Source organism: Sorangium sp. So ce302, assembly GCF_051530145.1.
Lineage (GTDB): Bacteria > Myxococcota_A > Polyangia > Polyangiales > Polyangiaceae > Sorangium > Sorangium cellulosum_B.
The window spans coordinates 3,806,645-3,831,375 of the sequence record NZ_CP150326.1; the positions used below are offsets into that span (position 1 = coordinate 3,806,645).

14 protein-coding genes are annotated in these 24,731 nt (G+C 70.9%); 10 read left to right on the forward strand and 4 right to left on the reverse strand.

The features are described 5' to 3' along the window. Positions 1-13: 13 nt before the first annotated feature. On the reverse strand, positions 14-1,405 hold the full coding sequence (locus WME73_RS14625; protein WP_437916070.1) for a sigma-70 family RNA polymerase sigma factor: 1,392 nt from the start codon (positions 1,403-1,405) through the stop codon (positions 14-16). 233 nt (positions 1,406-1,638) lie between these two features. Continuing rightward, positions 1,639-3,282 carry a ribonuclease J gene (locus WME73_RS14630; RefSeq protein ID WP_437916071.1) on the reverse strand — a complete coding sequence of 548 codons (1,644 nt, stop codon included), beginning with the start codon at positions 3,280-3,282 and terminating at the stop codon, positions 1,639-1,641. Positions 3,283-3,463: 181 nt separating this feature from the next. Between WME73_RS14630 and WME73_RS14635 the strand changes: the two genes are divergently transcribed. After that, positions 3,464-4,006 carry an SPW repeat domain-containing protein gene (locus WME73_RS14635; protein WP_437916072.1) on the forward strand — a complete coding sequence of 181 codons (543 nt, stop codon included), beginning with the start codon at positions 3,464-3,466 and terminating at the stop codon, positions 4,004-4,006. 258 nt (positions 4,007-4,264) lie between these two features. Then, entirely contained in the window at positions 4,265-9,211 is a 4,947-nt protein-coding gene (locus tag WME73_RS14640) for an AAA family ATPase (protein ID WP_437916073.1), read from the forward strand. A gap of 59 nt (positions 9,212-9,270) precedes the next feature. On the opposite strand, the gene WME73_RS14645 is transcribed toward WME73_RS14640, so the two are convergent. Further along, complete coding sequence (locus WME73_RS14645; RefSeq protein ID WP_437916074.1) at positions 9,271-11,982, reverse strand: YncE family protein; 2,712 nt, start codon at positions 11,980-11,982, stop codon at positions 9,271-9,273. 531 nt (positions 11,983-12,513) lie between these two features. Between WME73_RS14645 and WME73_RS14650 the strand changes: the two genes are divergently transcribed. The 4 genes from WME73_RS14650 (at position 12,514) to WME73_RS14665 (ending at position 18,438) form a co-directional block, all read left to right on the forward strand. Next, a complete protein-coding gene (locus tag WME73_RS14650; protein ID WP_437916075.1) occupies positions 12,514-14,589 on the forward strand; it encodes a hypothetical protein in 2,076 nt (691 codons plus the stop codon). After that, entirely contained in the window at positions 14,586-15,170 is a 585-nt protein-coding gene (locus tag WME73_RS14655; protein WP_437916076.1) for a hypothetical protein, read from the forward strand. The genes WME73_RS14650 and WME73_RS14655 overlap by 4 nt, the downstream gene beginning before the upstream one ends. Positions 15,171-15,584: 414 nt before the next feature. Further along, positions 15,585-15,962 (forward strand): hypothetical protein, encoded by a 378-nt coding sequence (locus WME73_RS14660; protein WP_437746063.1) that lies wholly within the window; start codon positions 15,585-15,587, stop codon positions 15,960-15,962. Positions 15,963-15,978: 16 nt separating this feature from the next. Beyond that, positions 15,979-18,438, forward strand: coding sequence for a SpoIIE family protein phosphatase (locus WME73_RS14665; protein ID WP_437746064.1), 2,460 nt, complete (start codon positions 15,979-15,981; stop codon positions 18,436-18,438). 135 nt (positions 18,439-18,573) lie between these two features. On the opposite strand, the gene WME73_RS14670 is transcribed toward WME73_RS14665, so the two are convergent. Then, on the reverse strand, positions 18,574-19,764 hold the full coding sequence (locus WME73_RS14670) for a hypothetical protein (RefSeq protein ID WP_437916077.1): 1,191 nt from the start codon (positions 19,762-19,764) through the stop codon (positions 18,574-18,576). A gap of 205 nt (positions 19,765-19,969) precedes the next feature. On the opposite strand from WME73_RS14670, the gene WME73_RS14675 reads away from it, so the two are divergent. The 4 genes from WME73_RS14675 (at position 19,970) to WME73_RS14690 (ending at position 24,714) form a co-directional block, all read left to right on the forward strand. Next, positions 19,970-21,562 carry a YifB family Mg chelatase-like AAA ATPase gene (locus WME73_RS14675; protein ID WP_437916078.1) on the forward strand — a complete coding sequence of 531 codons (1,593 nt, stop codon included), beginning with the start codon at positions 19,970-19,972 and terminating at the stop codon, positions 21,560-21,562. A gap of 170 nt (positions 21,563-21,732) precedes the next feature. Continuing rightward, complete coding sequence (recA, locus tag WME73_RS14680) at positions 21,733-22,770, forward strand: recombinase RecA (RefSeq protein ID WP_437746067.1); 1,038 nt, start codon at positions 21,733-21,735, stop codon at positions 22,768-22,770. 185 nt (positions 22,771-22,955) lie between these two features. Continuing rightward, positions 22,956-23,435, forward strand: a complete 480-nt coding sequence (locus tag WME73_RS14685; RefSeq protein WP_437746068.1) for a single-stranded DNA-binding protein — start codon at positions 22,956-22,958, stop codon at positions 23,433-23,435. A gap of 523 nt (positions 23,436-23,958) precedes the next feature. After that, positions 23,959-24,714, forward strand: a complete 756-nt coding sequence (locus WME73_RS14690; RefSeq protein WP_437916079.1) for a hypothetical protein — start codon at positions 23,959-23,961, stop codon at positions 24,712-24,714. Positions 24,715-24,731 lie beyond the last annotated feature (17 nt).

A 24,731-nucleotide genomic window follows, 5' to 3' on the forward strand; every position in this document is an offset into this window, starting at 1 on the left:
CTCGACCCGATCGTCAACCCCCGAGCGGCGTCTCCAGCGCCTGCCGCCGCGACAGCGTCCGCAGCTTGCTCAGCGCGTTCTCCTCGATCTGCCGGACGCGCTCCCGGCTCACCGAGAACATGCCCCCGATCTCGGCGAGCGTGTGCGGCTGCCCGCCGTCGAGGCCGAACCGGAGCCGCAGCACGTCGCGCTCGCGCGGCGTCAGCGACTCGAGCAGCGCAGAGACCTGCTCGTGCAGGCGGCGGTGGACCAGGAGCTCGTCCGGCGCGGCGCCCTCGCTCGCGAAGAAGTCGCCCTGGCGCGCGCCGTCGTCGTCCCCGACCGGCGCGTCGAGGTACACGGGCGGCAGCGCCATCTCCCGCAGCGTCTGGAGCTTCTCCATCGACAGCCCGCTCCGCTCGGCGACCTCCTCGGGCGCCGCCTCGCGCGCGTGCTCCTGCTCGAGCTCCCGCCGCGCCTGCAGCGCCCGGCGCCGGGTCTCGGCGATGTGGACCGGCACCCGGATGACCTGGCCCTGATAGAGCAGCGCGCGAGAGAGCGCCTGTTTGATCCACCACATCGCATATGTGCTGAACCGATAGCCGCGCCGGTAATCGAACTTCTCCGCCGCGCGGATCAGCCCGAGATTGCCCTCCTGGATGAGGTCGAGCAGCGGCACGCCGCGGTGCCGGAGCTGCCGGGCTGCCGCCGCCACGAGCCGCAGGTTCGCGCGGACCATCTCGGCCCTCGCCTCCGCCGCCGCCCGGCGGGCGGCGCGCGTCGCCGAGAGCGTCCCCTCGATCGCCTGGCGCCCGAGCCTGTCGACCGCGGGGATCGCCGCGCTCAGCGCGCGCTCGATCCGCGCCTCCACCAGGGGGCCCAGGCGCACGTCGGAGAGCCCGGCCGAGAGCGCGGCGCGCGCTCGCTGCCCGCTCGCCTCCGCCCGCCCGGCCTCCGCCAGGGACCGCGCGAGCCCGAGCAGCCGCGCCATCCTCACGGATGTCGCGTCGCTCGGCGCGTCGCCTCCGTCCGCGTTCAGCAGCAGATCGCTCATGTCCACCCGCCCCGCCCGCACATCGTCCGCCAGCGCCGCGAGCGCCCGCAGCGCGACAGGCGACGCGACCCAGGCCTCGATCATCGCGCGCTCCGCCGACTCGATACGACGGCCGAGCTCCACCTCGAGCTCGCGGCTCAGCGGCGCGCTTTCCGAGATCTCCTGGAGATAGACCGCGGCGACGTCCTCGCTCGGCCGCGCTGGCGGCGCAGCCCGCCGGCTGGCGGGCGCCCCCCGCCGCGACGACGGGGGAGGGCGGGTGTCGGGGCCGCTCTGCTCCTCGGCCCGCGCCTCGGCGACAGCACCCTCTCCCTCCATGATCGTCGTCTCCGCCTCGCCCAGAAGGCGCGAGCTCGTGGGACTCTCGTTCATCTCGCCTGCTCCACCATGGTGCCGCGTCGCGCGGTGATCCGCTCGGGCGCTCTTCGGGACACGCGCCCTGAGGGCAACCCCCCAGGATGGACCATGAAGCGACTCCGGTCATGCCGCGACAGAACAAAGGGGCTCCGCGGTCCGCGCGATCCAGAGTGCGCGACAGCCGCGCTCGCTCCAGATCGCCTGTCAGCGCGGTTCGGCGCCGGGGCCGCCTGGCCGGCCGCCAGACCTCACAGCAGCACGGCCAGCGGGAGCACGGCGGGGCGCCGCGAGGCCTCGCGCCGGAACACCCGCCGCACGCCGCGGCTGAGCGCGTCCTCCAGCGCCGGCGCCAGCGTGCGCGCCGCGGGTGACAGCGCTGCGAGCGCGTCGCGCGCGCTGTCGAGCGCGGCGGCGTACAGCGGGCCGCCCTCCTCGAAGTGCGCCACGCCGCGCCCCAGGAGATCGGGGCCGCGCAAGATCTCGCCCGTCTTGCGGTCGGCCACCACCAGGACCATCACGAGCCCCTGATCCGAGATCTGCTCGCGCTCGCGGAGCACCAGCTCGGAGACGTCGAGCCCGCCGCGCGCGTCGAGCCACACCCGCCCGCTCTTCACCGTCTCGCCGAGGCGCATCCGGCCGTTCTCGAGCATCAGCGAGTCGCCGTCCTCGACGACGAAGACCCCCGACGCCGGCACGCCCATCCGGAGCGCCGTGCGCGCGTGGGCGAGCAGCATCCGGTACTCGCCGTGGATGGGGACGAAGTGCTCCGGCCGGACGGCGTCGAGGAGGACCTTCTGCTCCTCGGCCTGCGCGTGGCCGCTCGCGTGGATGGGATCGAGGCCGCGATCGAGCACCACGGCGCCGCGCTTCGCCAGGCGGTTGGCGAGCTGGCTGACGGCGATCTCGTTGCCGGGGATCGCGCGGGACGAGAAGATCACCGTGTCCCCCGGATCGACCCGCAGCCGGTGGTGATCGCCCATGGCCATGCGCGCGAGGGCGCTGTTCGGCTCGCCCTGCGCGCCCGAAGCGAGCACGATGAGGCGCTCGGGCGGGAGCGAGGCCGCCGTGGCGTCGTCGACGAGCACGCCGGGCGGGACGCTCAGGATGCCGATCTCCTGGGCGATCCGCGTGTTGGTCGCGAGGCTGCGCCCGGCGAGCACCACCTTGCGGCCGAGCTGGGCGGCGAGGTCGAGGACGCTCTGGACCCGGTGGACGTTGGAGGCGAACAGCGCGACGAGGATGCGCCCCTTCGCCTCGCGAAACCGCCGGGTGAACCCTTCGGCCACCGCGGTCTCGCTGACCGACCAGCCGTCGCGCTCCGAGTTGGTCGAGTCCGAGAGGAGCGCCGCCACGCCGGCCCGGCCGTACTCGGCGAAGCGGCCGAGATCGAGCCGCTCGCCGGCCACGGGGGTGAGATCGATCTTGTAGTCGCCCGTGTGGATGAGGATCCCCTCGCCCGTCTCGATGGCGTAGCCGACCGCGTCGGGGATGGAGTGGGTCACGCGGAGGGGCTCGGCGCGGAACGGCCCGGCCACGAAGTGCTGTTGCGGCTCGACCTCGCGGAGCGGCACGTCGATGCCGTGCTCGGCGAGGCGCTCGCGCACCAGCCGGAGCGTGAAGCGCGTCCCGTACACGGGGACGGGGAACTCGCGCAGCAGCGACGGCAGCCCGCCGATGTGATCCTCGTGGCCGTGCGTGAGCAGCACCGCGTCGACCCCGCCCGCCTCGCGGATGTAGCTGAGGTCGGGGATCGCGACCTCGACGCCGAGCACCTGGTCGTTGGGGAACATGACGCCGCAGTCGACGAGCACGCGGCGGCCTTCCTCCTCGATCAGCATCGCGTTCATCCCGACCTCGCCGAGGCCGCCGAGAGGAATAATCCGGACTCCCATGGGCGCAGCCTAGCATCGCGGATCGCACGAACAGAGGCCTCCGTGGGACGCGCGGCGCGCGCGGAGCGACCTGCGCGAGGCGCGGGCGGGGGGGGCCGAGCTCAAGAGAGCTGGGCCCCGAGCCGCGCAGGAGGCCTGTCCCCGGTCTGCGGATTGCCTCTTCGCAGAGCGGGAGGACCTCATGGCACAATCCAACGTTTCGCTGGGCGTATACGAGCTGCCGACGACCTACCTGCCGCCGGACGACGTACCGACTGCGGAGCTCGCCTCGCTCGCCCCAGGCGTGCGGGAGGCGCAGCGGACGACGACGATCCCCTCGAGGCCGCTCCTCGGCGCCGCGCCCCTCGCGCGGATCATCCCCGAGGACGTGCACTCCGCCCTCGATTACTCGAACGGGCTCATCGTCGCGCTGGCCGGGCTCTCCGCGCGGACGAAGGCCGCGAGGATCGCCGGTGTCGCGCTCGGCGCGTCGGTCATTTTTGTCTCCCTGCTCACCGACTACCGGATGAGCCTGGCAAAGCGGATACCGATCGAGGCGCACGAGGTCATCGATCATGCCTTCGGCGTGTCGGCGATCGCGGCGCCGTTCGCGCTCGGCTACGCGAAGCGCGACCCGCTCGCCGCGGTGATCCACGTCGCCGCGGGGGCGGCCACGATCCTGGGGTCGCTTCTCACCGACTATCGCGCGGTGACGGGCGCCGGGCGCCGGCCGAGGCGGGCGTAGCCGCGCGCGCAGCCGGGCAGCGCCGGCACCTTCCCATGTGCCGAGTCGCCCCACCAACGCTCCGCAAGGCTCCACGCGAGCCGCTAATTTCCACCCATGGGGCTCGCGATGTCCGTGGCAAGGCGCACATCACACACCTGAAGCGCTGATCCTGAGAGGTCATCCAGGCACTTGCCACAGACGTTCTCCCCATGCAACCATCGAAAACCTATGCGCCAGACCAGGATTGGTGATCTGCCCTTCACACTGGTTGAGCTGATGTACGAAACGGGCGATACCGTCCTCTACCGCGCGCAGCGGGACGCCGACGGCGCCCCCGCGACGATCAAGGTGCTGAGGGGTGAGCACCCCGGCCAGCGGCACGTCGCGCAGCTCCGGCACGAGCTCGAGATCTCACGTCACCTCCAGCTCGAGAGCGTCATTCGCGCCGACCGCCTGGAGAAGGTGCCGGGCGGGGCCGCGCTCGTGATGGAGTACTTCGCGGGACTGCCGCTCGACAAGCTCGCCCGCTCGACCCCGCTCGACCTCGAGGCGAAGCTGCGTATCGCGTCGTCGCTGGCCGGGACGCTGGCGGAGGTCCACGGAAAGCAGGTCATCCACAAGGACGTCAAGCCGCAGAACATCCTCGTCCACAGGGAGACAGGCCAGGTCAAGCTGACCGACCTCGGGAGCTCGACGCGGCTCTCCGAGGAGGCGCTGGCGGCGGAGAGCCCGGATCTCCTGGAGGGGACGCTGGCCTACATGTCTCCTGAGCAGACAGGCAGGATGAACCGCGTCATCGACTACCGGACCGATCTCTACTCCCTGGGAGTGACGCTCTACGAGCTCTTCGCGGGGGTGCTCCCGTTCCAGGCGACCGATCCCGTGGATCTCATGCACAGCCACATCGCGCGGGTCGCGACGCCGCTCTGCGAGCGGTCGCGGGAGATCCCGAGAGCGGTGTCGGACATTGTACAGAAGCTGATGTCCAAGGTCGCCGAGGAGCGGTACCAGAGCGGCACCGGCCTCAAGGCGGATCTCGATGCGTGCCTGTCGGCGCTCGAGGCGACCGGGCGGATAGAGCCGTTCGAGCTGGGGTCTCGCGACGTATCGAGCGAGCTCAGGCTGCCGCAGAAGCTCTATGGCCGCGATCCGCAGATGGCCGAGCTGCTCGCCGCCTTCGAGCGGGCGCGCGGGGGCAGGGGCGAGCTCCTGCTCATCGCGGGGGGGCCGGGCATCGGGAAATCGGCGCTCGTGAACGAGATCCAGAAGGAGGTCGCGCAGCGGCGCGGGCACTTCGTCGAGGGGAAGTTCGATCAGCTGAGCCGGAACATGCCGCTCGCGCCCCTGGCGGGCGCGCTTCGCCAGCGCGTCCGCCAGCTCCTGACCGAGCCGGCCGAGTCGCTCCGGCGCTGGAAGGACAAGCTGCTCCAGGCCGCGGGGAAGAACGCGCGGATCCTGGTGGAGCTCATCCCGGAGCTCGAGCTCGTGCTGGGGCCGCAGCCGCCGGTTCCGGAGCTCGGGCCGAGCGAGTCGCAGAACCGCTTCAACCTCGTGTTCCAGGACTTCCTGCGCGCCGTCGCCACGGCCGAGCGCCCGGTGGTGCTCTTCCTCGACGATCTCCAGTGGGCCGACCCGGCGTCGCTGAAGCTGCTGCAGCCCGTCGTGACCGATCCGGCGGGGGCCTACCTGCTCATCATCGGCGCGTACCGGGACCAGGAGGCGATCGCGGGGCAGCCGCTCACGATCTGGCTCGGGGAGCTGCGGGCGGCGGGCGTCGCGCGGCGCGAGCTGCTGCTCCCGCCGCTCGCGCTCGCGGACGTGCGCCAGCTGCTCGCGGACGCGCTCGGCGCGCGCGCGGAGCAGGCAGAGGCGCTCGCCGAGGTGCTCTACGCCATGAGCAAGGGCAACCCCTTCTTCTTGAGCCAGCTGCTCAAGGAGCTGTACGCGGCGGGGCTCGTGTCGTTCGACCCGGGGGCCGGGCGGTGGGCGTGGGACCTCGAGTCCATCCGCCAGCGCTGGGGCGCGGTGAGCGTGCACGATCTGCTCGTGGACAAGATGCAGCGGCTCTCGCCCGAGACGCAGCGCGTGCTCCAGCTCGCGGCGTGCATCGGTCACCAGTTCGACCTGAAGACGCTGTCGACCGTCCGCGAGCGGCCGCCCGCGGAGGTCGCCGCGGATCTCTGGGAGGCGCTGCGCGAGGGGCTCGTGCTGCCGCTGGACTCCGACTACCGGCTGCTCCACGCGTCCGACGGCGCGCTCGCGGAGCAGCCCCTGTCGGTGAGGTACCGGTTCCTCCACGATCGCGGGCAGCAGGCGGCCTACAGCCTGATCGAGGACGCGCAGAAGCAGGAGGTCCACCTGCGGATCGGCCGGCTCATGCGGGCGCAGCTCAGCGGGGAGCCGCGCGACGAGGACCTGTTCAAGGTCGTGAGCCACGCGAACGTCGGCGCGGCGCTGATCGAGGAGCGGGCGGAGCAGCTGGATCTCGCGCGGCTCAACCTGACCGTCGGGCGGCGGGCCAAGGCTTCCATGGCGCACGCGGCGGCGGCCGAGCACTTCAAGACGGCGCTGTCGCTGCTCGGGCCGCGGGCGTGGGAGGAGGAGTACGAGCTCTGCTTCGCGCTGCACCGGGAGCGGGCGGAGTGCGACTGGCTGAGCGGCAACGAGGCGCAGGCCGAGGCCCTGATCCGCGAGCTCCTCGAGCACGCGCGATCGCGCCGGGAGCGCGCGGAGGTCCATAACCTCCGGATCCTCGTGCACACGATGCGCGGGGAGTTCGCGGAGGTGCTCCGGGTCGGCCGGGAGGGCGTGGCGCTCTTCGGGATCGAGCTGCCGGAGCCGACGGAGGCCATCTACGCGGCGTTCGGGGCCGCGCTCGCGGAGATGCCCGGCCACCTCGCGGAGCGCCGCATCGAGGAGCTCGTGCACGCGCCGTGGGTCGGCGGCGAGGAGCAGCTGGCCGTCCTGCGGCTCCTGGCGGCGATGATCCCGGGGGCGTACACGCTGAACCCGGCGCTGCTCGCGCTCATCGCCGCGACGCAGGTGAACCTCTCGCTCCGGTACGGCAACTCGCCCGCGGCGGCGTGCGCCTATGGCCTCTACTGCTTGCTGCTCGCGGGGGGGATGGGGCGGTACGAGGAGGCGCGGCAGTTCCAGCGCGTCTCGCTCGCGCTCTGCGAGAGGTCCGAGGGGGTGGAGCTGCAGTGCAAGGCGTACCTGGTGTGCGGCGCCCCGTCCCACCTCTTCGAGCCGGTCCGTGCCTCGGTGACGTGCCTCACGAAGGCCTACCAGGCCGGGCTGAGCTCGGGCGACTTCAGCTTCGGGGCGTACGCCTGCCTGAACATCGTGACGATCCTGCTGTCCTCGGGCCACGAGCTCGGCGCGCTCCGGGAGGAGCTGGCCGTGTTCATGCGGTTCCTGCAGCGGACGAAGGATCCGCTCGCCACGCCGGTGCTCGTCGTCGCGCGGCAGATGATCGCGTGCCTGGAGGGCAAGACGAGCGGGCGGAGCAGCCTGACCGACGCGTCGTTCGACGAGGGCGCGTTCCTCTCGGGGCTCGTGCCCGCGCAGGAGCTGCCGCGGTGCTGGTACTTCGTGAACATGCTCGTGCTCGCGGTGCTCTACGGCGATCACGCGGGCGCGCTGCTGATGGCGGCGCGGGCGGAGAAGCACAGCGCGAGCGCGATGGGCCTGTTCCTGGCGAACGACATCCCCTTCTACGTGAGCCTCTCGCTGCTCGCGCTGTGCGCGACGGCGACGGAGGAGGAGCGGGAGCGGCACCTCGCCTCGGCGGCGGAGCACCGGGCGAAGATCGCGGGCTGGGCGCAGCACGCCCCGGAGAACTACGCGCACAAGGAGAAGCTCATCGGGGCGGAGGTGGCGCGCGTCCTCGGGAAGGACGCGGAGGCGGCGGAGCTCTACGATCAGGCCATCGAGGGGGCGCGGCAGGCCGGGTTCACGCACCAGGAGGCGCTCGCGAACGAGCTGTGCGCGCGGTTCTACCTGCAGCGGGGGCGCGAGAGGATCGCGCGGTGGTACATGGCCGACGCGTACAGGGCGTACCTGCGGTGGGGCGCGACGGGCAAGGCGGAGCACCTCGCGAAGCAGCACGAGCCGCTGCTCGACGCGGCGTCCTCCGGCGACGCGCAGCAGCCCAGGGTCGTCGGCACGACGGTGACGCGCAGGGGGAGCACGGAGTCGTTCGACGTCGCGACCGTGGTCAAGGCCATGCAGGCGGTCGCGAGCGAGACGGTGCTCGACCGGCTCCTCGACCGGCTGATGCGGAGCCTGGTCGCGAACGCGGGGGCGCAGCGCGGCGCGCTGATCCTGGAGCGCGACGGGAAGCTCACGATCGTGGCGACCATGCGCGTCGACCCCGACGCGGTGCAGACGGGGCTGTCGATCCCGGCGCTCGAGAGCAAGGATCTCGCGACGAGCGTCGTCCAGCTGGTCGCGAGGACGCGGGAGCCCGTGGTGCTGAACGACGCCCGGCAGGACGGCCGCTTCGCGGCCGATCCGTACGTCGTGGAGCGGAGGCCGCGCTCGATCCTGTGCCTGGCGATGGCGCACCAGGGGCGCTCGGCGGGGCTCCTGTACCTGGAGAACAACGTGGCCCCGAGGGCGTTCACGCCGGGGCGGGTCGAGGTCTGCGGGCTCCTGGCCTCGCAGGCGGCGATCGCGCTGGAGAACGCGCTGCTCATCGCGAGCATCCGCGCGGGCACCGAGGCGCTGCAGCGCTCGAACGAGCAGCTGCAGCGCGAGCTCGAGCTGCGCGAGGCGTCCGAGGCGGAGCGGGAGCTCCTGCAGCAGGAGATGCTGCGCCGGCAGACGCCGCTCATCCCCATCACGGACGACGTGCTGGTGATGCCGATCGTCGGCGCGATGGACGGCGAGCGCGCCCAGCGGGTGCTGGAGACCGCGCTGGAAGGGTTCCAGTCGAGGCAAGCCAAGGTGGTGATCCTGGACATCACCGGCGTGGCGCGCGTCGACGCCGCGGTGGCGGAGGCGCTGATCAAGACGGCCAAGGCGCTCCAGCTGCTCGGGGCCAAGACGGTGCTCTCCGGGGTGCGGCCGGAGGTGGCCCGCGCGCTGGTGGAGCAGGACGTCTTCCTCGGATCGGTCGTGACGATGGGGACCCTTCAGAGCAGCATCGCGTATGCGCTGGGGCCGCGCGGCCTGCCGGGGTCGGTCGCGCGGCGGGCAGGGGCGACGCGGCTCGCCTGACGCGCGCGGCGCTGCTGCGCGCGGCCGCGAGGCGCGCGCGCAGCGGCGGGGGGGCCGCGTCAGGGCGTGCTGCTCGGATCGGCGGGGTCGCTGCCGGAGTCGCGCTCGTCCCCGTCGAGGTAACCGTCGCTGTCGCGATCGATGCCGGCGCGGGCGCCGGAGCCGGGCGGCATGCACGTGTACGTCAGATCGTGGTGGGTCTGGGTGGCCAGCAGCCGGAGCACGGCGTCGCTCATGGGCGGCACGACCTGCCGGTCGGTGAGGAACAAGCCGCCGCCGACGTAGAGGAACCCGATCTCGTGCAGGAACCCCTGGGTCTTCGCCACGAGGTCGCACTCCCCGGCCTCCGCGCGGTCCATGAGGAGATCGATGCGCGGCGCGGCGATCGCGCCGTTCGCGTGGCTGAGCGTCACTTGCTGGCCCACGATCGGGGCCTGGTTGGTCTCGATCGCGAGCACGTAGGACTCGAGCTGCCGGCGAACCACGTCGCCTGCCGGGGTGAAGGGGATGCCCGTGGGGTTGTTCGTGAACTGGTCGGAGAACCCGAACGCGGAGAAGAAGCGGAACATCGTATCGACCGTGCCGTTGTTCAGGATGCCGATGCCGCGGATCTGGTCGCCCATGTGATCGTTGTCCCGCGCGAGGAAGACGAACGGGATGTCCGGCAGGCCGAAGGCGCCGACCTTGGTGTAGACGTTGCGGAGCTGGGGGATCTTGAAGAGCTGCGTCTGGAAGTCGAAGACGGAATCGCCGCTCGTCCCGAAGAGGCCGGGGAAGTCGTCGCCCGGGTTGGCGTCGGGGTCGACCACGTGACACCCGCCGCAGCTCGAGATCGAGTTGACCACGGGGCCATTGAAGAAGTCCTTTCCTGCCTGCTGATCGGGCGTGAGCGAGTTGTCGAGCGCCCTGATCGGGTTGGGCGGATAGGTGACCTGGAGCATGAAGTCGGTGAACGCCTCCATGTCCTCGGCCGGTATGAAGTCGCTGCGTCCGAGCAGGCCCGGGTACGCCGCCTGGAACTGCCTGAACGCCTCCCGCTCGTCGAACGCCCCCGCGTCCGGCTGGGCGGACGGCTCGTCGTTGCCCCCGGTGCGGTCGCCGCGCCAGTGCATCGGGCCGTGGTTGGCGAGGCCGCGAAGGCTCTGCGTCACCATCGGCCCCTTCATGGGGTGGAAGATGGGGTCGGTGATGGGCGTCTGGGTGATGACGTTGAAGAGGCCGAACGGGAAGGGGCCCGGGTCCGTCACGACGGGGGCGTCCGGGTTGCCGAGGTTCCAGGCCAGGTCATCGAGATCTCCGAAGACGTGGCAGCTCGCGCAGGCCGAGTCCCCGTGGCTCGACGAGAACGACGCGTCGTAGAGGAACCGGCGGCCGTTCACGATGCTGGGCGGCTCGGGGTTGAACATCGCGACGTGCCCCACCTCCGTCTTCGATGAGGTGTTGATGATCGAGATGGAGTTGTCGAAGCGCGTCAGCACGTAGAGGCGATTCTTGCTCTCATCGAGGACCATGCCCGTCGGCCCGCCGCCGCTCACCGGGATCTGGTTCGCGGTGTCTGGCACGAAGGTGTCGTTCTCGAGCGCGGCGGTGCTGAAGACGCCGATCTTGCTCGAGCCGAGCGCGGCCACGTACAGCGTCGCGCCGTTGCTCGTCACGACCATCTCCTGCGGGAAGGCGAGGCTCTTCGCGTTCTCCGCGTTGGGGATCGGCGCGCAGCAGGTGCTGTAGTCGATGTGTTTGTTGAGGTGCCTCGGCGCGACGCTCCCCGGGCTGAGGACGGTGATCCGGCTCTCGTGGAGGTGGCCGCGCACGGTCTCTCCGGCGAAGATGCCGGGCCCCTCGAAGCTCTTCTCGTTGAACGCCTCGGTGTTCGCGACGTAGACCTTCCCGTTCACCGGGTTGACGGTCATGTTGAAGAGGACCGTCCCGACGCCGGAGAAGACGCCCTGCGAGCCGCTGATCCACGCGGGGGGGGTCGCCGTGGCGTCGATGACGAAGACGTCCTTGTCGGGCAGCGAGAACCTCATCTGGTCGTCCCAGGTGCGGCCCAGCTCGTCATACCAGTGTCCGCCATCGTATTTCACGATGAGGGCGACCTCGGGCGCCGGCACGCCTTCGAAGTTGGTGCTCGGGCCGGGCACGCCGTCAGGCCCGAAGCCGTCGGGGACCAGCGTCTCGTTGACCGTGGCGGTGCGGTTGCCGGAGTGGAACGCCGCCGCGTACACGCGCGTGCCGTCCGGCGTCACGGCCAGGGCGCGCGGGGTGTCGCTGAAGAGGGTGATGACGTTGATCGGAGCGCCGCCGAGGGACGTGCCGAGCTGGTTCGCGTCGAAGACCCAGACGTCGGCGCGGCCGACGCCAGGCGTCGTGAGCTGTGGGTCGATGGGGTTGTTCTGGCCGCGGTGGGCCGTCGTGATGAAGGCGCGCCCTCGCCCCGTACCGCCGAACACGATGTCGCGCGGCTCGTCGCCCACGAGGAGCGTGCGCACGACGCGTCCGGTGTAGCCGCCGAGACCCACGTTGACGACGCTCACGCTGTCCGACAGGTGGTTGACGACCCAGACCTCGTTGTTGCTGCGCGCGGCCACGGCCACCGGCTCCAGGCCGACCGAGATCGACGCGCGGCGCTCCAGGCCGCCTCCGCTCAGGATGCGGAACACCTCGAGGCGGTTGTCGGGCGTGTTGACGGCGAAGAGCAGCTTCCCGTCCGGTGAGATGGCCAGCGGGCGGACCTGCCCGCTCTCGAAGGCGGTGAACGACGGCGCGCCCATGGCCGGCGCGCTTGAGAGCGATACTGCAGTCAGGGATGCGACGAGAACGCCTAACGTCGCCCACCGTGAGCCGGGCAATCGATTCATGGGTGCCTCCATGCTGTCGAGTGGCCCCAAGCCACGCGACGACGATCCAGGACTGTAAGGCAGAGCGAAATAATTGTTCAAGTGTGCATTGAGGCGTGATGCGATTTTTGCCAAGTACGCGCCAAGTACGCGCCAAGTACGCGATTCCTCATCTGCCATAAGGACCGCTGATGTGGGCGTGGTTGACGCGCACGCACGTGCACGCACGCGCACGCGCCTTTGCCTTTGACGCGCACGGCGCGTCATCGCGGCTGGTCGCGTGTGTGGCGCGGGAGGCGCTCTGGCGCCCTCTCTCGCCAGCTCGTCAGTCGCGCGCTTCGCGCGCAGCGCGTGAGTCGCAGGTGTCCCGACGCCTCCGCGCAGGGGTGGCCGGGGCGGGGAGGATCGGGACCGACGGTGCCGAGGAATACGAATGCCAGGCGCCGTCGTTGGCTCGGGCGACCGATGAAGCACCGACCATCAACCCTCCTCCTGGCCGCGCTCCTCGCCGCGGCTTGCTCGCGCCCTTCCAGAGAGACGCCGGCCGTCGAGCGAAGCGCCGAAGTCGCCGGGACGGCGGCGCCGGCTCCGCCAGCCTCTCCGCCGCCGCCGCAGAAGCTCCAGGCCGTCACGCGGGTCGGCAGCGCGCTCGCGCGCGCGCCGCAGGACGACGCGCTCTATCTGGCCGACGAGGACCACGCCGTCCTCCGGCGCATCCCGCTTCCCGTCGACGTGAGCACGCCGCCTGTCGAGATCGCCATGCCGGGGCGGCCGGCGCAGGTGCTCGCGCTCGCGGACCGCGTGCTCGTCACGATCCGCGATCCCGGGCTCCTCCTTGTCTTGCGGCCCGATCCGGCGGCGGGGCTCGTGGAAGCGGCCCGCGTGCCCCTGCCGGCCGACGCCTGGGGGCTCGCGATCACGCCGGATGAGCGCACGGCGCTCGTCACCAGCGCATGGGCGGGCAAGGTCTCCGCGGTGGACCTCGCGACCGCGACCGCGACATGGGCCATCGATGTCCCGCGCGAGCCCCGCGGCGTCGTGATCCGCGAGGACGGCGCGGCCGCGTACGTCACGCACCTCACGTCCGCCTCGCTCACCCGGATCGCGCTGGGTGGCGCTCCCGAGGCCCGGCCGGTCGTCCTTCCTCCGTCGCCTTTCCGGGCTCCTCATGCCAAGTCGCTCTCCGCGTCGCTCGGCTACGCGGCAGCGCTCTCGCCGGATGGCCGCCGCCTCTTCGTCGCGCGCCACGCGCTCGGCGCGCTCGGTGAACAGGCGTGGTTCGGCGCCTCCACGGTGGACGTCCTCATGACGAGCGACGAGGCGCCCCTCGCGCCCCGGCGCCGCCAGGGCGCGCCGCTCTGGCGGGCGAGCACGCTCGACGATGCCGCGTTCGACGACGCGGAGCTGGAGCTCCCCAACACCTCGCTCGCCCCGTTCGTCCAGCCGCGCGCGCTCGTGTACCGGAAGAGCACCCGCACCCTGCTCGTCGCCAGCGAGGGCACCGACACCTTGGTGGAGCTCGACGCGCTCGCGGTCGATCCGGCGCTCCGGCCGCTCCGCACCTACGATCTCGGCCGCCATGCGGGCCCCGACATCTACGTGGCGACCCTGTGCGGCGCGCCCAGCGGCGTCGCGCTGTCCGCGGACGAGTCCATGGCGTGGGTGTTTTGCCGTTCCACGGACGCCCTCGCGATCGTCCGCCTCGACGAGCACCGCGACGACGCTCCGTTCGAGCCGAGCCCCGTGCCGTACATCGCGCTGGCCGACGTGCCGGTCCCGCAGCAGGCCGCCCTTGGCCGGAAGCTCTTCTACAACGCGGTCGACTGGGGCACGAGCGGCGGCCTCGGGTGCGCTGGCTGCCACCCGGACGGGCGCGACGACGGCCATGTGTGGCACGAGGCCCACGTGATGGACATCGGCGGCGAGAGCGTCAATTTCCTCGGGGCCGCCGAGAATCAGCCGGTCGACGTGGAGCCGCGCGGCGGCGTGCCCCGGCAGACTCCCATGCTCGCGGGCCGCGTGTCGGCCGAGGGGCCTTATGGCTGGAACGCCCAGAGCGAGAACCTGGCGGAGCGCCTCCGCGAGGGGTTCGGCCTTCACCGGTGGGGGCCCGGTGGTCTGGGCAACGGCGAGCTCGCCCTGAGGGCGCGCCACCTGGCCGCGTTCCTGCGCGCGGGCCTCGTGCCGCCGCCCAGGGAGGCGCGGAAGCTCACGCCGCAGGAGGAGCACGGCCGCGCCCTCTTCATGAGCGACACGGCGCAGTGCGCTCGCTGCCACGTGCCCGAGACGGAGCACACCGACCGCATGGGCTACCCGATGCCCGGGTTCGCGGCGCGGCCCGGGTTCGCGGAGGAGAAGGCGGGCCAGGTGTTCAAGACGCCCTCGCTGCGCTTCGTCGGCGGGACGGCGCCCTATTACCACGATGGATCCGCGAAGACGCTCGAAGAGCTCATCGACACCAACCAGGACCGGATGGGTCGCACCAGCCACATGTCGAGGAATGACAAGGCGGCGCTCGCCGCCTTCTTGAGGACGTTATGAAGAAGAGAGCGGTGATCGGGATGGTCCTGCTCGGCGCGCTCGCGCCGGCGGAGGCGGCGGAGTCGGTGCTCGCCCCGGCGGGAGGCGCGGCGGCCGGGCCGCAGGCGGGAGCCACGGGAGGCCCGGCGGACGCGGGAGGAGGCGCGGAGGCGCCGCAGAAGCGCGCGCTCGAGGCGACGACGCCGCCGTCCGAGCGGACGGCGCGGCCGGCAGCGGCCGAGTGGGACGCCGCGGAGCAGGTGTCGCTCGCGCGCGTCGCGAGGGGCGGCGCGTGCAAGGCGCGCCGGCAGCGCGAGTGGCTGCGGATCGATTGCAGCGTTCCGTCGGTGGTCGCCGTGAGGTCGCTCGGCGCCGGGGCCGGAGGCGAGTCTGTCTCGGTCGGCGAGCACAAGGCCGACGAGGACGGCCCCTTTCCGTCGAGCGTCTCGGTGATCTTCCCCGTCCGGATCGGCGACAGGAGGGTCATCGAGATCGTCTCGATCGAGGAAGGATACCGCTTCCAGACCGGGCTCTCGACGAGCGTCATGATCTCCGAGCAATGGCTCGAAGGCGACGCCGGGCCGCTCGTCAGCGCGCTCTGAAGCGACGCCGGCGCGACTGTCGACGCGCTGCACTGCGCTTGCCCTGCGAGGCGCCACGCGCCCGGACGACATCCACACGAATTCGGAGGCATCCCGCGCTCCGAGCCGGGAAGCCGCGATCGAGCGGGCGCGCTCTCATCGAGAAGCTTGTTCGCGAAATGTTGCGGTGCTCACCGCGCGACGCCGCATCGTGTGCGCCTTCCACCTGCTACCCGCACTCACGCGTGGCGCGTGGCGCGTGGCGCGTGGCGCGTGCCGAGATCGACCCGCGCGGCTTGCGGGAAGGGATTGGATCCGGCGCGACTACGTCGTAGTGTGGGGAGCTCGCATCGACCATCGCACCGGCCGTCGGCTGCAGTATCCAGAGGAACGATCCGGCGGTCGTCGCGCGCGCGGTCGAGAGATGGAGAAGAGATGAGCTGCTTGAGCGTGGATCCTGTCGTCACCGACAGCTTCGGGATCGAGCAAGCCTTGAGGGACGACACCCTCAGCGTCAAGCTCACCGGCACGGGGGACATGGCGGCATCTCCGCCGCTCAGCAGGTACGTCAAGGCGCTGGAGGGTGAGGTGATGCGCCTCTCGGTGAGCACCGTCGAGTTCGACGTGCGTGACCTGCGCTTCATGAGCTCGAGCTGCCTCAAGGCGTTCGTCGGCTTCATCTGCGGCCTGATGGGCCATGGCCTCAAATGCAGGATACGGTTCGTCACGGACGCGAAGCGGACATGGCAGCGACGGAGCCTGAAGCCCCTGGATCGCATATGCCCGGAGCTGGTCTCGATCGCGGATGCATGATCGAGAGCCCGAGGCCATGACGAGGAAGCGTCGGACGCTCGCGTTTCTGATCGACAATGTCGTTGGCGACTACCAGTCCGAGCTGCGCGCCGGGATCGAGCGCGGCGCTGCGGCGCACGACGTCAACCTGCTGACGGCGTTCAGCGACCCGGCCATGGCTCGCCGGCCGGAGGTGGCCGACCGGGGCACCTTCTATCACCTCATCGGCCCTGAGACCGCCGACGGCGTCATCGTCGCCTCGTCGACGCTCTCCCCTTACGGCGGCATGGAGGTCATGCGATCGTTCTGCCGGTCCTTCGCGCCGCTGCCGGTGTGCAGCATCGGGACCGCGATCGACGGTGTGCCGAGCCTGATGGTCGACAACGCCCTCGGGAGCGAGATATCGGTCGGGCACATGGCGGACGAGCACGGGTGCCGGCGCATCGCGTACATCGGCGGCCCGAGCAGCAGCGAGGAGGCCGCGCTGCGCGCCGGCGGGTACCGGAGGGCGCTTGCGGCGCGGGCGCTCCCTTGCGACGAGCGCCTCCTCGTGTTCGGTGGGTTCACGATCCCGACGGGGCGCGCGGCGATGCGCGAGCTCCTGGCTCGCGGGGTGGCGTTCGACGCCGTGGTGGCGGCCAACGACAGGATGGCGCTCGGGGCGATCGAGGTGCTCAAGGCCGAGGGACGCCGCATCCCGGAGGACGTCCTCGTTTGCGGGTTCGATGACGTCGGCATCGCGCGCTTCACGAAGCCGTCGTTGACGACGGTCCGCCAGCCGATCGAGCGGCTCGGGGGGATGGCCGTGAGCACGGTCCTCCGCATGATCGACGGCGAGGCCGTCGAGCCGCTGCAGCTCGCGCGTGTGGAGCTCACGCAGCGCGAGTCCTGCGGCTGCGGGTACCGCGCGGGCGACACGTTCCTGCAGCCGGTCCCCTCGGTGCGCGGCTTTCCGCGCGCCATCGCGGATCAGCGGGCGTCGCTGGAGCGCGCGCTCGCCAGCAGCGTGGCGATCCCGAGGGGCGCCCTCGACGGCTGGGCGGGCGACCTGCTCGCCGCGATGGAGGCGGAGCTCGCGGGCGACGAGGGGCGCTTCCTGCGCGCGCTCCAGGCGCTCCTCGACGGGGCGAGGCGCGAGGGCGTGCTCCTCGAGGAGTTCCAGGCGGTGATATCGCTCTTGCGCTCGCGGGTACAGGGGTCGCCCGTGGGCGGCGACGCGGCGCTGGAGCAGCTCTGGCACGCTGCGCGCATCCTGATCGGGAGCGAGTGCGTGCACGTCGAGGGGGAGCAGCGGCTGAACGTCGAGCTCGCCGCGATCGATGTCACCTACGGCGCGCGGGGCTTCTCCGCGTGCTTGAGCCTGCCCGTGCTCAAGGGGTTGCTGGCGTCGGAGCTGCCGAGGATGCGGTTCTCGGACGTCGCCGTGTCGCTGTACGACGACGCTCAGCACGCCACCATGAAGCCGCTGTTCGTGATGGAGGACGGCCGCGAGGTGGAGGTGCCGGCCGTGAGCTTCCCGGCGCACCTCCTCGCGCCCCCGGGCTTCCTGGACGCCGACGAGCGCATCAGCAGGATCGTGCTCCCGGTTGCGTTCGGCGACGAGGAGAGGTTCGGCGTCGCGGTGCTCGACCACCGCGCCAGCGGCATGATGTACGAGGTGCTGCGCCTCCAGCTCGGCTCTGCGGTCAAGGCCGCGGCGCTGCACCGGCAGGTCGTCCGGGAGGTGGAGCTGCGCGAGCGGCTGGAGCAGGAGCGGGTCCGTCAGGAGAGCCAGGTCGCGGCGCGCATCCAGACCACGCTGGTGCCGAAGCAGCTCTCGATCGAGGGGCTCGACCTCTGCGCGGTCATGAAGCCGGCGGCCGAGGTCGGCGGTGATTACTACGATGTGATTCCGGCGAACGGGGGCGGGTGGCTGGGGATCGGCGACGTCGCGGGGCACGGGCTCGCGGCGGGTCTCATCATGCTGATGATCCAGAGCATGGTATCGGCGCTCACGTGCAACGACCCGGCGGCGAGCCCGGCGAAGGTCATCACGGCGCTCAACAAGGCAATCTACAAGAACGTCCGCGATCGTCTGGAGCGCGACGAGCACGCGACGCTCCTCTTGCTCCGGTACGAGCGCAACGGGCGCGTGACGTTCGCGGGCGCCCACGACGACCTGGTCGTGTGCTCGGCGCGGACGCGGCGCTGCGGGTGCATTCCGAGCTCAGGTGTCTGGATCGGCGCGCTGCCCGAGATCGGCGCGCTGACGCGGGATGCCGAGCTCTACCTTGGGGATGGCGACGTGCTCGTGCTCTATAGCGATGGCGTGACCGAGGCGCGGAACGCCCATCACGAGCAGTTCGGGCTGGAGCGGCTCTGCGCCGTCATCGAGGCTGTCCAGACGGAGCCTGTCGGCGTGATTCGCGACCGGATCCTCGATGCGGTCGAGGGGTGGTGCCCGAGCCCGGACGACGACATCACGATCGTGGTGGCGAGGTATCGCGCGCCCGAGTAGCTGCGGCGGGGCGGCGCTCGCTCTGGCCGGGCTCGTTCTTCGTGGTGGACCCATCGCGCCGGTGGAGCTCCTCGCTGCGTGGAGCACCGCCGGTGCTTCTGCTGGCGAGAGGGCGAAGGAGAAGGCCGCGCGCAGTTACCGCGAGCGCCCTGGTTTTGGGGGCCTTGTCGCGTTCTGTGCCCGCGGTCCACGGTCCGGCGCGCGCGAGCGCGTCGTGGCAGGGGATCGGCGGGTCGTGCTGGCTGGCTTCGACGCGAACACCTCGCTCATCGACGCCGCCGTCGCCGCGCTGGCGATCCATCGGTCGAGCTCCGCAGGAGCCGTGCAGGCGCCAATGTGAGCCCGCTCATCTGCCGTCAGTGACAGGCCGCGCGCTTCGAGCACCGCGAGCAGGGCCTCCCGCTTGCCTTCGATCTTGCCTTCGATCTTGCCTTCGATCTTGCCCTCGGCCCGACCACGCTTCTCGAAGAAGAGCCGGAAACGTCGAGACGCCGGGGTTTCAGGGACTTTGCTTGGATCCATGGCCATCTCCCTGAGCGCGGCCAGCATGGCGTCGCTCAGCACCGCGAGGATCGCACGCGCCTGCGCATCCCGCAACGGCTCGTCGGTGAGGTGCTTTTCGGTCAGCTCCAGAGCGCGTATCACGATCCGGCGCGCGGCCGGCCCGCGGCGGTGGTGTACGGCCCACGCGGCGAAGAGCGCGAGTTCCGGGTGCATCGGATCGAGCAGCGCCTCGACGCGTCGACCTGCCAGGAGCAGCACCCGCGGCGTCAGCTCGAAGCGCGTGCCGAGCTCGCCCTGGAGGTGCGCGACCCGCTTCGCCCAGGAAGCCACGCGGCGGCTGGCCGTGATCACGAGGACCTCGCCCATCGCTTTCTCCTGATGGACAAGCACGCTGACCGCAAGCGGCCAGCTCCTCCGCTTGCGCTCATCGATCGAATTCTGGACCTCGACCATCAGCCAGCCCCGCTGTCGCGAGCGCAGGAGCAGATCCGGACGAACCTCGATGGCTCTGGTGAAGCGCACGGTCGCATCGACCACCTCGGTCGGCCCGCCGAGCGAGCAGCCGGTGAGGTGGTGGAAGAGATCGGCGAGCAGCGCTAGACGATCCCGCAGCGCGACGACGAGCACCTCGTGCGGAGTTCCCGGCATCCGGCTGTCTCTACCCGAAGGGAGCGAGGTTGGCGAGCCGCGATGTCGCGAATTCGATCCTCCGTCGGAGAGGGCCGTCGCTCGGACCGACGACGTGGAAGCGACCAATTCTTGCTGCTCATGATGAAATAGCCAGAGCGCGTCTAATGAGGCGCGGTGGGCGCCAGGGGCCACACGCACAGGGACTGCGGACAACTGCCTTGGCCTGTCGCCGTGGCGACGCTGGCTCGCCAGGCACCTGCCGGTGATCCTCTCGATTCCGGCGGCTCCCTCTGGCGGCCGCCACCCCGTCCGCCGCGTTCGCCACCCCTCCCGCCGCGAAATTCCCTGAGTTCGCCGCCCTCTCTGTCTGGCACGCCTTTCGCGAAAGGGCTCCGGCATGCAGGCCACGGCGCTCACGTTCTCTCTGCTCGGGCTCGACGCGCACCCCATCCGGGTGGAGGTCGACTCGGGCCGCGGTCCGTCGTTCTTCCAGATGGTGGGCCTCGCCGAGGCGAGCGTCCGCGAGAGCCGCGTGCGCGTCCGCGCCGCGCTCCAGCAACTGGGCATCGAACTTGACGAATATGTGATCACCGTGAACCTCGCCCCGGCAGACCTCAAGAAGAGCGGTGGCGCGTACGACCTCGCCATCGCGATCGCCGCGCTCGCGGCGCTCGGCAAGGTGCCCGCCGAGGGGCTCGACCGGATTGGCCTGCTGGGCGAGCTGTCGTTGAGCGGCGCGGTGCGCCCCGTGCGCGGCGTCCTGCCGGCGCTGCGCGGCGCGGCGGCGCAGGGGGTCACGCGCGCGATCGTGCCCCAGGGAAACGCGCGCGAAGCGGCGAGCGTGGCTGGTATCGACGTCCTCATCGCGGAGCACCTCGGCCAGGTCGTCGCGCACCTCCGCGGCAACAAGCCCCTGCCGGGCGCGGGGACAATGGCCGCGATCGACGCGGAGCCGAGCGCTGCAGCGGCAGATCTCGCGGAGGTCCGCGGCCAGCACGGGGCGCGCCGCGCCCTCGAGATTGCCGCTTCCGGGGGACACAACCTGATCATGGTCGGCCCGCCAGGCAGCGGAAAGACCATGCTTGCTCGGCGCCTGCCAACGATCTTGCCGCCGATGTCCTACGACGAGGCGCTCGATATCACCGCGATCCATTCTGTCGCCGGGCTGCTCTCCCCGGACAGGGGCCTCGTCGCGGTTCGCCCGTTCCGCGCCCCGCATCATACCGTGAGCGCCGCGGGCCTCGTCGGCGGCGGGGATCCCATCCGCCCCGGCGAGGTCTCCCTGGCCCACCACGGGTGCCTGTTCCTCGACGAGCTGCTCGAGTTCCGCCGCGGCGTCCTCGAGGCGCTCCGCGAGCCGCTCGAAGAGGGCACGGTCGCACTTTGCCGCGCCCGCGCCCGCGTCGTGTTCCCGGCGCGTCCGATCCTGGTGGCCGCCATCAACCCCTGTCCGTGCGGCTTCCATGGCGACCGCGGCAATCGCTGCGCCTGCTCCCTCGATCGTGTCCGCGCCTACCGCGCGAGGCTGAGCGGGCCGATGCTCGATCGCATCGATCTTCACATCTCCTTGCCGCCCGTCGACGTCGCTCACCTGTGCGCGCCGCTCGCCGACGGCCGGTCGTCGCTCGACGCGCCCGAGAGCTCCGCGGCGGTGCGGTCGCGCGTGGTCGAGGCCCGGGCCGCGCAGCGCGCGCGCTTCGAGGCGGGGGAGGTGGCGGCGACGCACAACGCCGAGCTCGGCCCGCGCGATCTCGCGCGCGTCGCCATGCCGGACGCGACCGGCGCGCGCGTGCTCGCGTCGGCCGTGGAGCGGCTCGGCCTCTCGGCGCGGGCGTATACCAAGGTGCTGCGGGTCGCCCGCACGCTCGCCGACATGGACAGGAGCTCTGCCGTGCGGGCAGCGCACGTGGCCGAGGCGATCGGCGCGCGGCTGTTCGATCGCGAGGCCGCCTGCGGGCCGGCGCCCGCCACCACCGCCGCGGGCGCCTGAGCTCGCCGCAAGGCCAAGGACCACCGCGCCCGCAGAGATGCGGGCGCGATCGCGGCCGCCCCGACGGCCGCGCTGGATCGTCTGTCTGCGCGCTCGGGGGCGCGCACGTTCAACACGCAACAATTGAACCGCAACAAGCAACGAACGCACGTCGAAAAGGAGAGACCGAGATGATGACCGAGATCGCTGAGAAGCTCCGCACCGTGAAGACCGTCGTAGGCACCATCGAGAAGCAGTTCGGGAAGGGGGCGATCATGTCATTGAACGACGAGAGCGAGACCCGGGACATCGGCCTGATCCGGACCGGATCCCTGTCGCTCGACGCGGCGCTGGGGATCGGGGGATACCCGCGCGGGCGCATCGTGGAGATCTATGGCCCGGAGTCGTCGGGGAAGACCACGCTCACGTTGCACGCGATGCGGGAGGCGCAGCGCGCGGGCGGCGTCGCCGCGTTCATCGACGCCGAGCACGCGTTCGACGTCACGTACGCGCGCTCGCTCGGCGTCGACATCGACAGGCTGCTCGTCTCGCAGCCGGACAACGGCGAGCAGGCGCTCGAGATCGTCGAGATGCTCGCGCGCTCGAGCGCCGTTGACGTGATCGTCGTCGACTCGGTGGCTGCGCTCACGCCCAAGGCCGAGATCGAGGGGGACATGGGCGATTCGCACATGGGCCTCCAGGCGCGGCTGATGAGCCAGGCGCTGCGGAAGCTCACGGGCATATGCCACCGCACCGACACCACGCTCATCTTCATCAACCAGCTCCGGCAGAAGATCGGCGTCGTCTTCGGCAATCCCGAGGTGACGACCGGCGGCAATGCGCTCAAGTTCTACGCGAGCGTGCGGCTCGACGTGCGCCGGGTGGGGCCGGTGAAGGTGAGCGACGAGGCCATTGGAAGCAGGACGCGCGTCAAGGTGGTCAAGAACAAGATGGCTCCTCCGTTCAGAGAAGCCGAGTTCGACATCCGGTGGGGAGCGGGCATCGACGGCGCGGCGGATCTCATCGACTTCGCCTGCCAGCTCGGGGTCGTGGAGAAGAGCGGCGCGCACCTGTCGTTCGCGGGTGAGCACATCGGGCAGGGGAGGGAGCGCGCCCGCGAGGCGCTGCTCGGCAAGCCGACGCTCGCCTCGTCGCTCCGCGCCGCCGTCGACGCGGCGGCGCCGGCGCGAGCTAACGGTAGCAACGGCAGCGCGGCGATGGATTCCTGATCTCGGGGCGGTCGGCGCGCCCGGCGGCTCGCCGCCGCCGGCGCGGCCGCTCTCGCTGCGCGACGACGCCGCGCCTCGCGAGAGGCGCAGGGCGGTGGGCGCCGGCGGATGGTGAGCGACGGCAGAGACGACACGGACAAGAGAACGACAGCAGACGACAACACAGAAGCGAACTGGAGCATGTCATGAACGAAGGACTGAACAAGGTGATCCTCATGGGCAATCTCGGCGCGGATCCTGAGCTGCGCTACACGGGCAACGGCACCCCGGTGCTTCACCTGCGCATGGCGACGAACGAGTCGTTCGTGGACAGGAACAAGGAGCCCAAGGAGCGCACCGAGTGGCACAGCATCGTGTTCTGGGGGCCGCGCGCCGAGGCGCTGGCCAAGGTGCTGACGAAGGGGGACGGCGTGCTCATCGAGGGCGGGCTGCGCACGTCGAGCTACGAGAAGGACGGGATCAAGCGCTACCGCACCGAGGTGATCGCGCGGGATCTCCGCTTCGCGGGGCGGCGGGCCGCGTTGACGGAGCCCGTGCCGGGTCCGGACGACGACGGCGAGCCGACGCAGCCCGGGGCGGGCGTGCCGACCACGGCGCGGCTCGGGAAGAACGGCGCGCGGGGGCGGCCCCCGGAGGTGCCTGCGCTGGATGAGATGCCGTACTGAGGCGGTCCGTCCGGACGAGCGCGGGGGCGAGGCGGCTTGTCTCGAGCCGCCTCGCGGCGTCCCCAGCATGCCTCGCCTCACCCGGTCGGCGACATTCCCCTCCTGCGGTCGCCGTCGCGGCCCCATCGAGCCCCCCGGCGCTCAGCGCTTGGCGTGTTGCTGGATTCCACTCAGGTCAGTTTCCAGGGCGATGTGTTACGAGGTAGCCCTTCGCGGACGCTGGCGCGCAGCGTCAGCCGCGAGATGACTGATTCGATGACTACAGGTCACCATCACGCGGTGGACAGTATCCGGCAGTGCCGTCTGAAGAACTCTCGTGTCCTACATGAACACAGAAAAGTGATTGAATCGATGGATAACGTGCTCGAAGTGTGTTGACGAATGCCGTGCTTTGGAAGTAAACAGTGGATGCTAGGCTCGACGCGACCAGGTGCGATTCTCTTGCTGTACACGATCGACCTCCTCAACCGAATCTGCTCGGCCTGCGGAACGGCAACGTGGTAACCGTCAACCGAGGTACTTCATGCTCAGCAATGCGGTTCGCTTTCTGATGGTGTCTGCTGCTGCGTCTTTCGTCGCGCTCGGCGCTGCCCCGGCCGATGCGTGCTCCCTGCTCTCCGACGGAGCTCTCGATTTCATCGCTGCCGGTACGCCGTCTGGGAACGGAGCCGTCTTCCTCACGAACGTTCAGAAAGAGGAGTTCTGGTCCGACCCAGACCCGATCGTGGACGCGGTGAACGACGCGGCCAACATGTCCTACTACTGGGGTTCGACGAGCCCGAGCTCGGAGAAGTACTATACCGAGTTCACCAAGCCCGGGGCCATCGTCTCGCTGATTTCGAACATCTCCAACGTCGCTGCGGGTGACGTGCTCGTCATCAACAAGACGGTGGCAGGCGGCGTACAGACCGCATACGGCGGGCATACCGTGATCGTCACGGGCCCGGCGCAGCAGCTCACGACGGCCCTCAACCCGATCTACACGGGCACGACCCAGTGGGCGCTGCCGATCGCCGACTCCACCAGTTCGGTCCACGGATGCAGCACCACCTGGCGTGACAGCCGGTGGACGAACACGTGCAGCGACTTCGTCGGAGGGCCGGGGACGGGCTACATGCGCATCTATACCGATGCCTCGGGAGTCCCCGTGGGCCACACCTGGAGCGTCACCTCGGTTTCAAGCGGCAATTATTTCCCGATCACGAGCACGACCGTCCCGGCGCGGCCCTTCGTCATCGGCAGGCTGAACTCCTGTCCGCTGCCCACGCCGACCCCCTGAGCCGGCGCGCCCGCAGC

Bases quoted from the DNA above. Each gene is read 5' to 3' on its own strand.
- WME73_RS14665 (WP_437746064.1), top strand. From the start codon at position 15,979: ATGACGAGGAAGCGTCGGACGCTCGCGTTTCTGATCGACAATGTCGTT.
- WME73_RS14640 (WP_437916073.1), top strand. From the start codon at position 4,265: ATGTACGAAACGGGCGATACCGTCCTCTACCGCGCGCAGCGGGACGCC.
- WME73_RS14685 (WP_437746068.1), top strand. From the start codon at position 22,956: ATGAACGAAGGACTGAACAAGGTGATCCTCATGGGCAATCTCGGCGCG.
- WME73_RS14645 (WP_437916074.1), bottom strand. From the start codon at position 11,982: ATGGGCGCGCCGTCGTTCACCGCCTTCGAGAGCGGGCAGGTCCGCCCG.
- WME73_RS14675 (WP_437916078.1), top strand. From the start codon at position 19,970: ATGCAGGCCACGGCGCTCACGTTCTCTCTGCTCGGGCTCGACGCGCAC.
- WME73_RS14650 (WP_437916075.1), top strand. From the start codon at position 12,514: ATGAAGCACCGACCATCAACCCTCCTCCTGGCCGCGCTCCTCGCCGCG.
- WME73_RS14630 (WP_437916071.1), bottom strand. From the start codon at position 3,282: ATGGGAGTCCGGATTATTCCTCTCGGCGGCCTCGGCGAGGTCGGGATG.
- WME73_RS14690 (WP_437916079.1), top strand. From the start codon at position 23,959: ATGCTCAGCAATGCGGTTCGCTTTCTGATGGTGTCTGCTGCTGCGTCT.
- WME73_RS14655 (WP_437916076.1), top strand. From the start codon at position 14,586: ATGAAGAAGAGAGCGGTGATCGGGATGGTCCTGCTCGGCGCGCTCGCG.
- WME73_RS14625 (WP_437916070.1), bottom strand. From the start codon at position 1,405: ATGAACGAGAGTCCCACGAGCTCGCGCCTTCTGGGCGAGGCGGAGACG.
- recA (WP_437746067.1), top strand. From the start codon at position 21,733: ATGATGACCGAGATCGCTGAGAAGCTCCGCACCGTGAAGACCGTCGTA.
- WME73_RS14660 (WP_437746063.1), top strand. From the start codon at position 15,585: ATGAGCTGCTTGAGCGTGGATCCTGTCGTCACCGACAGCTTCGGGATC.
- WME73_RS14635 (WP_437916072.1), top strand. From the start codon at position 3,464: ATGGCACAATCCAACGTTTCGCTGGGCGTATACGAGCTGCCGACGACC.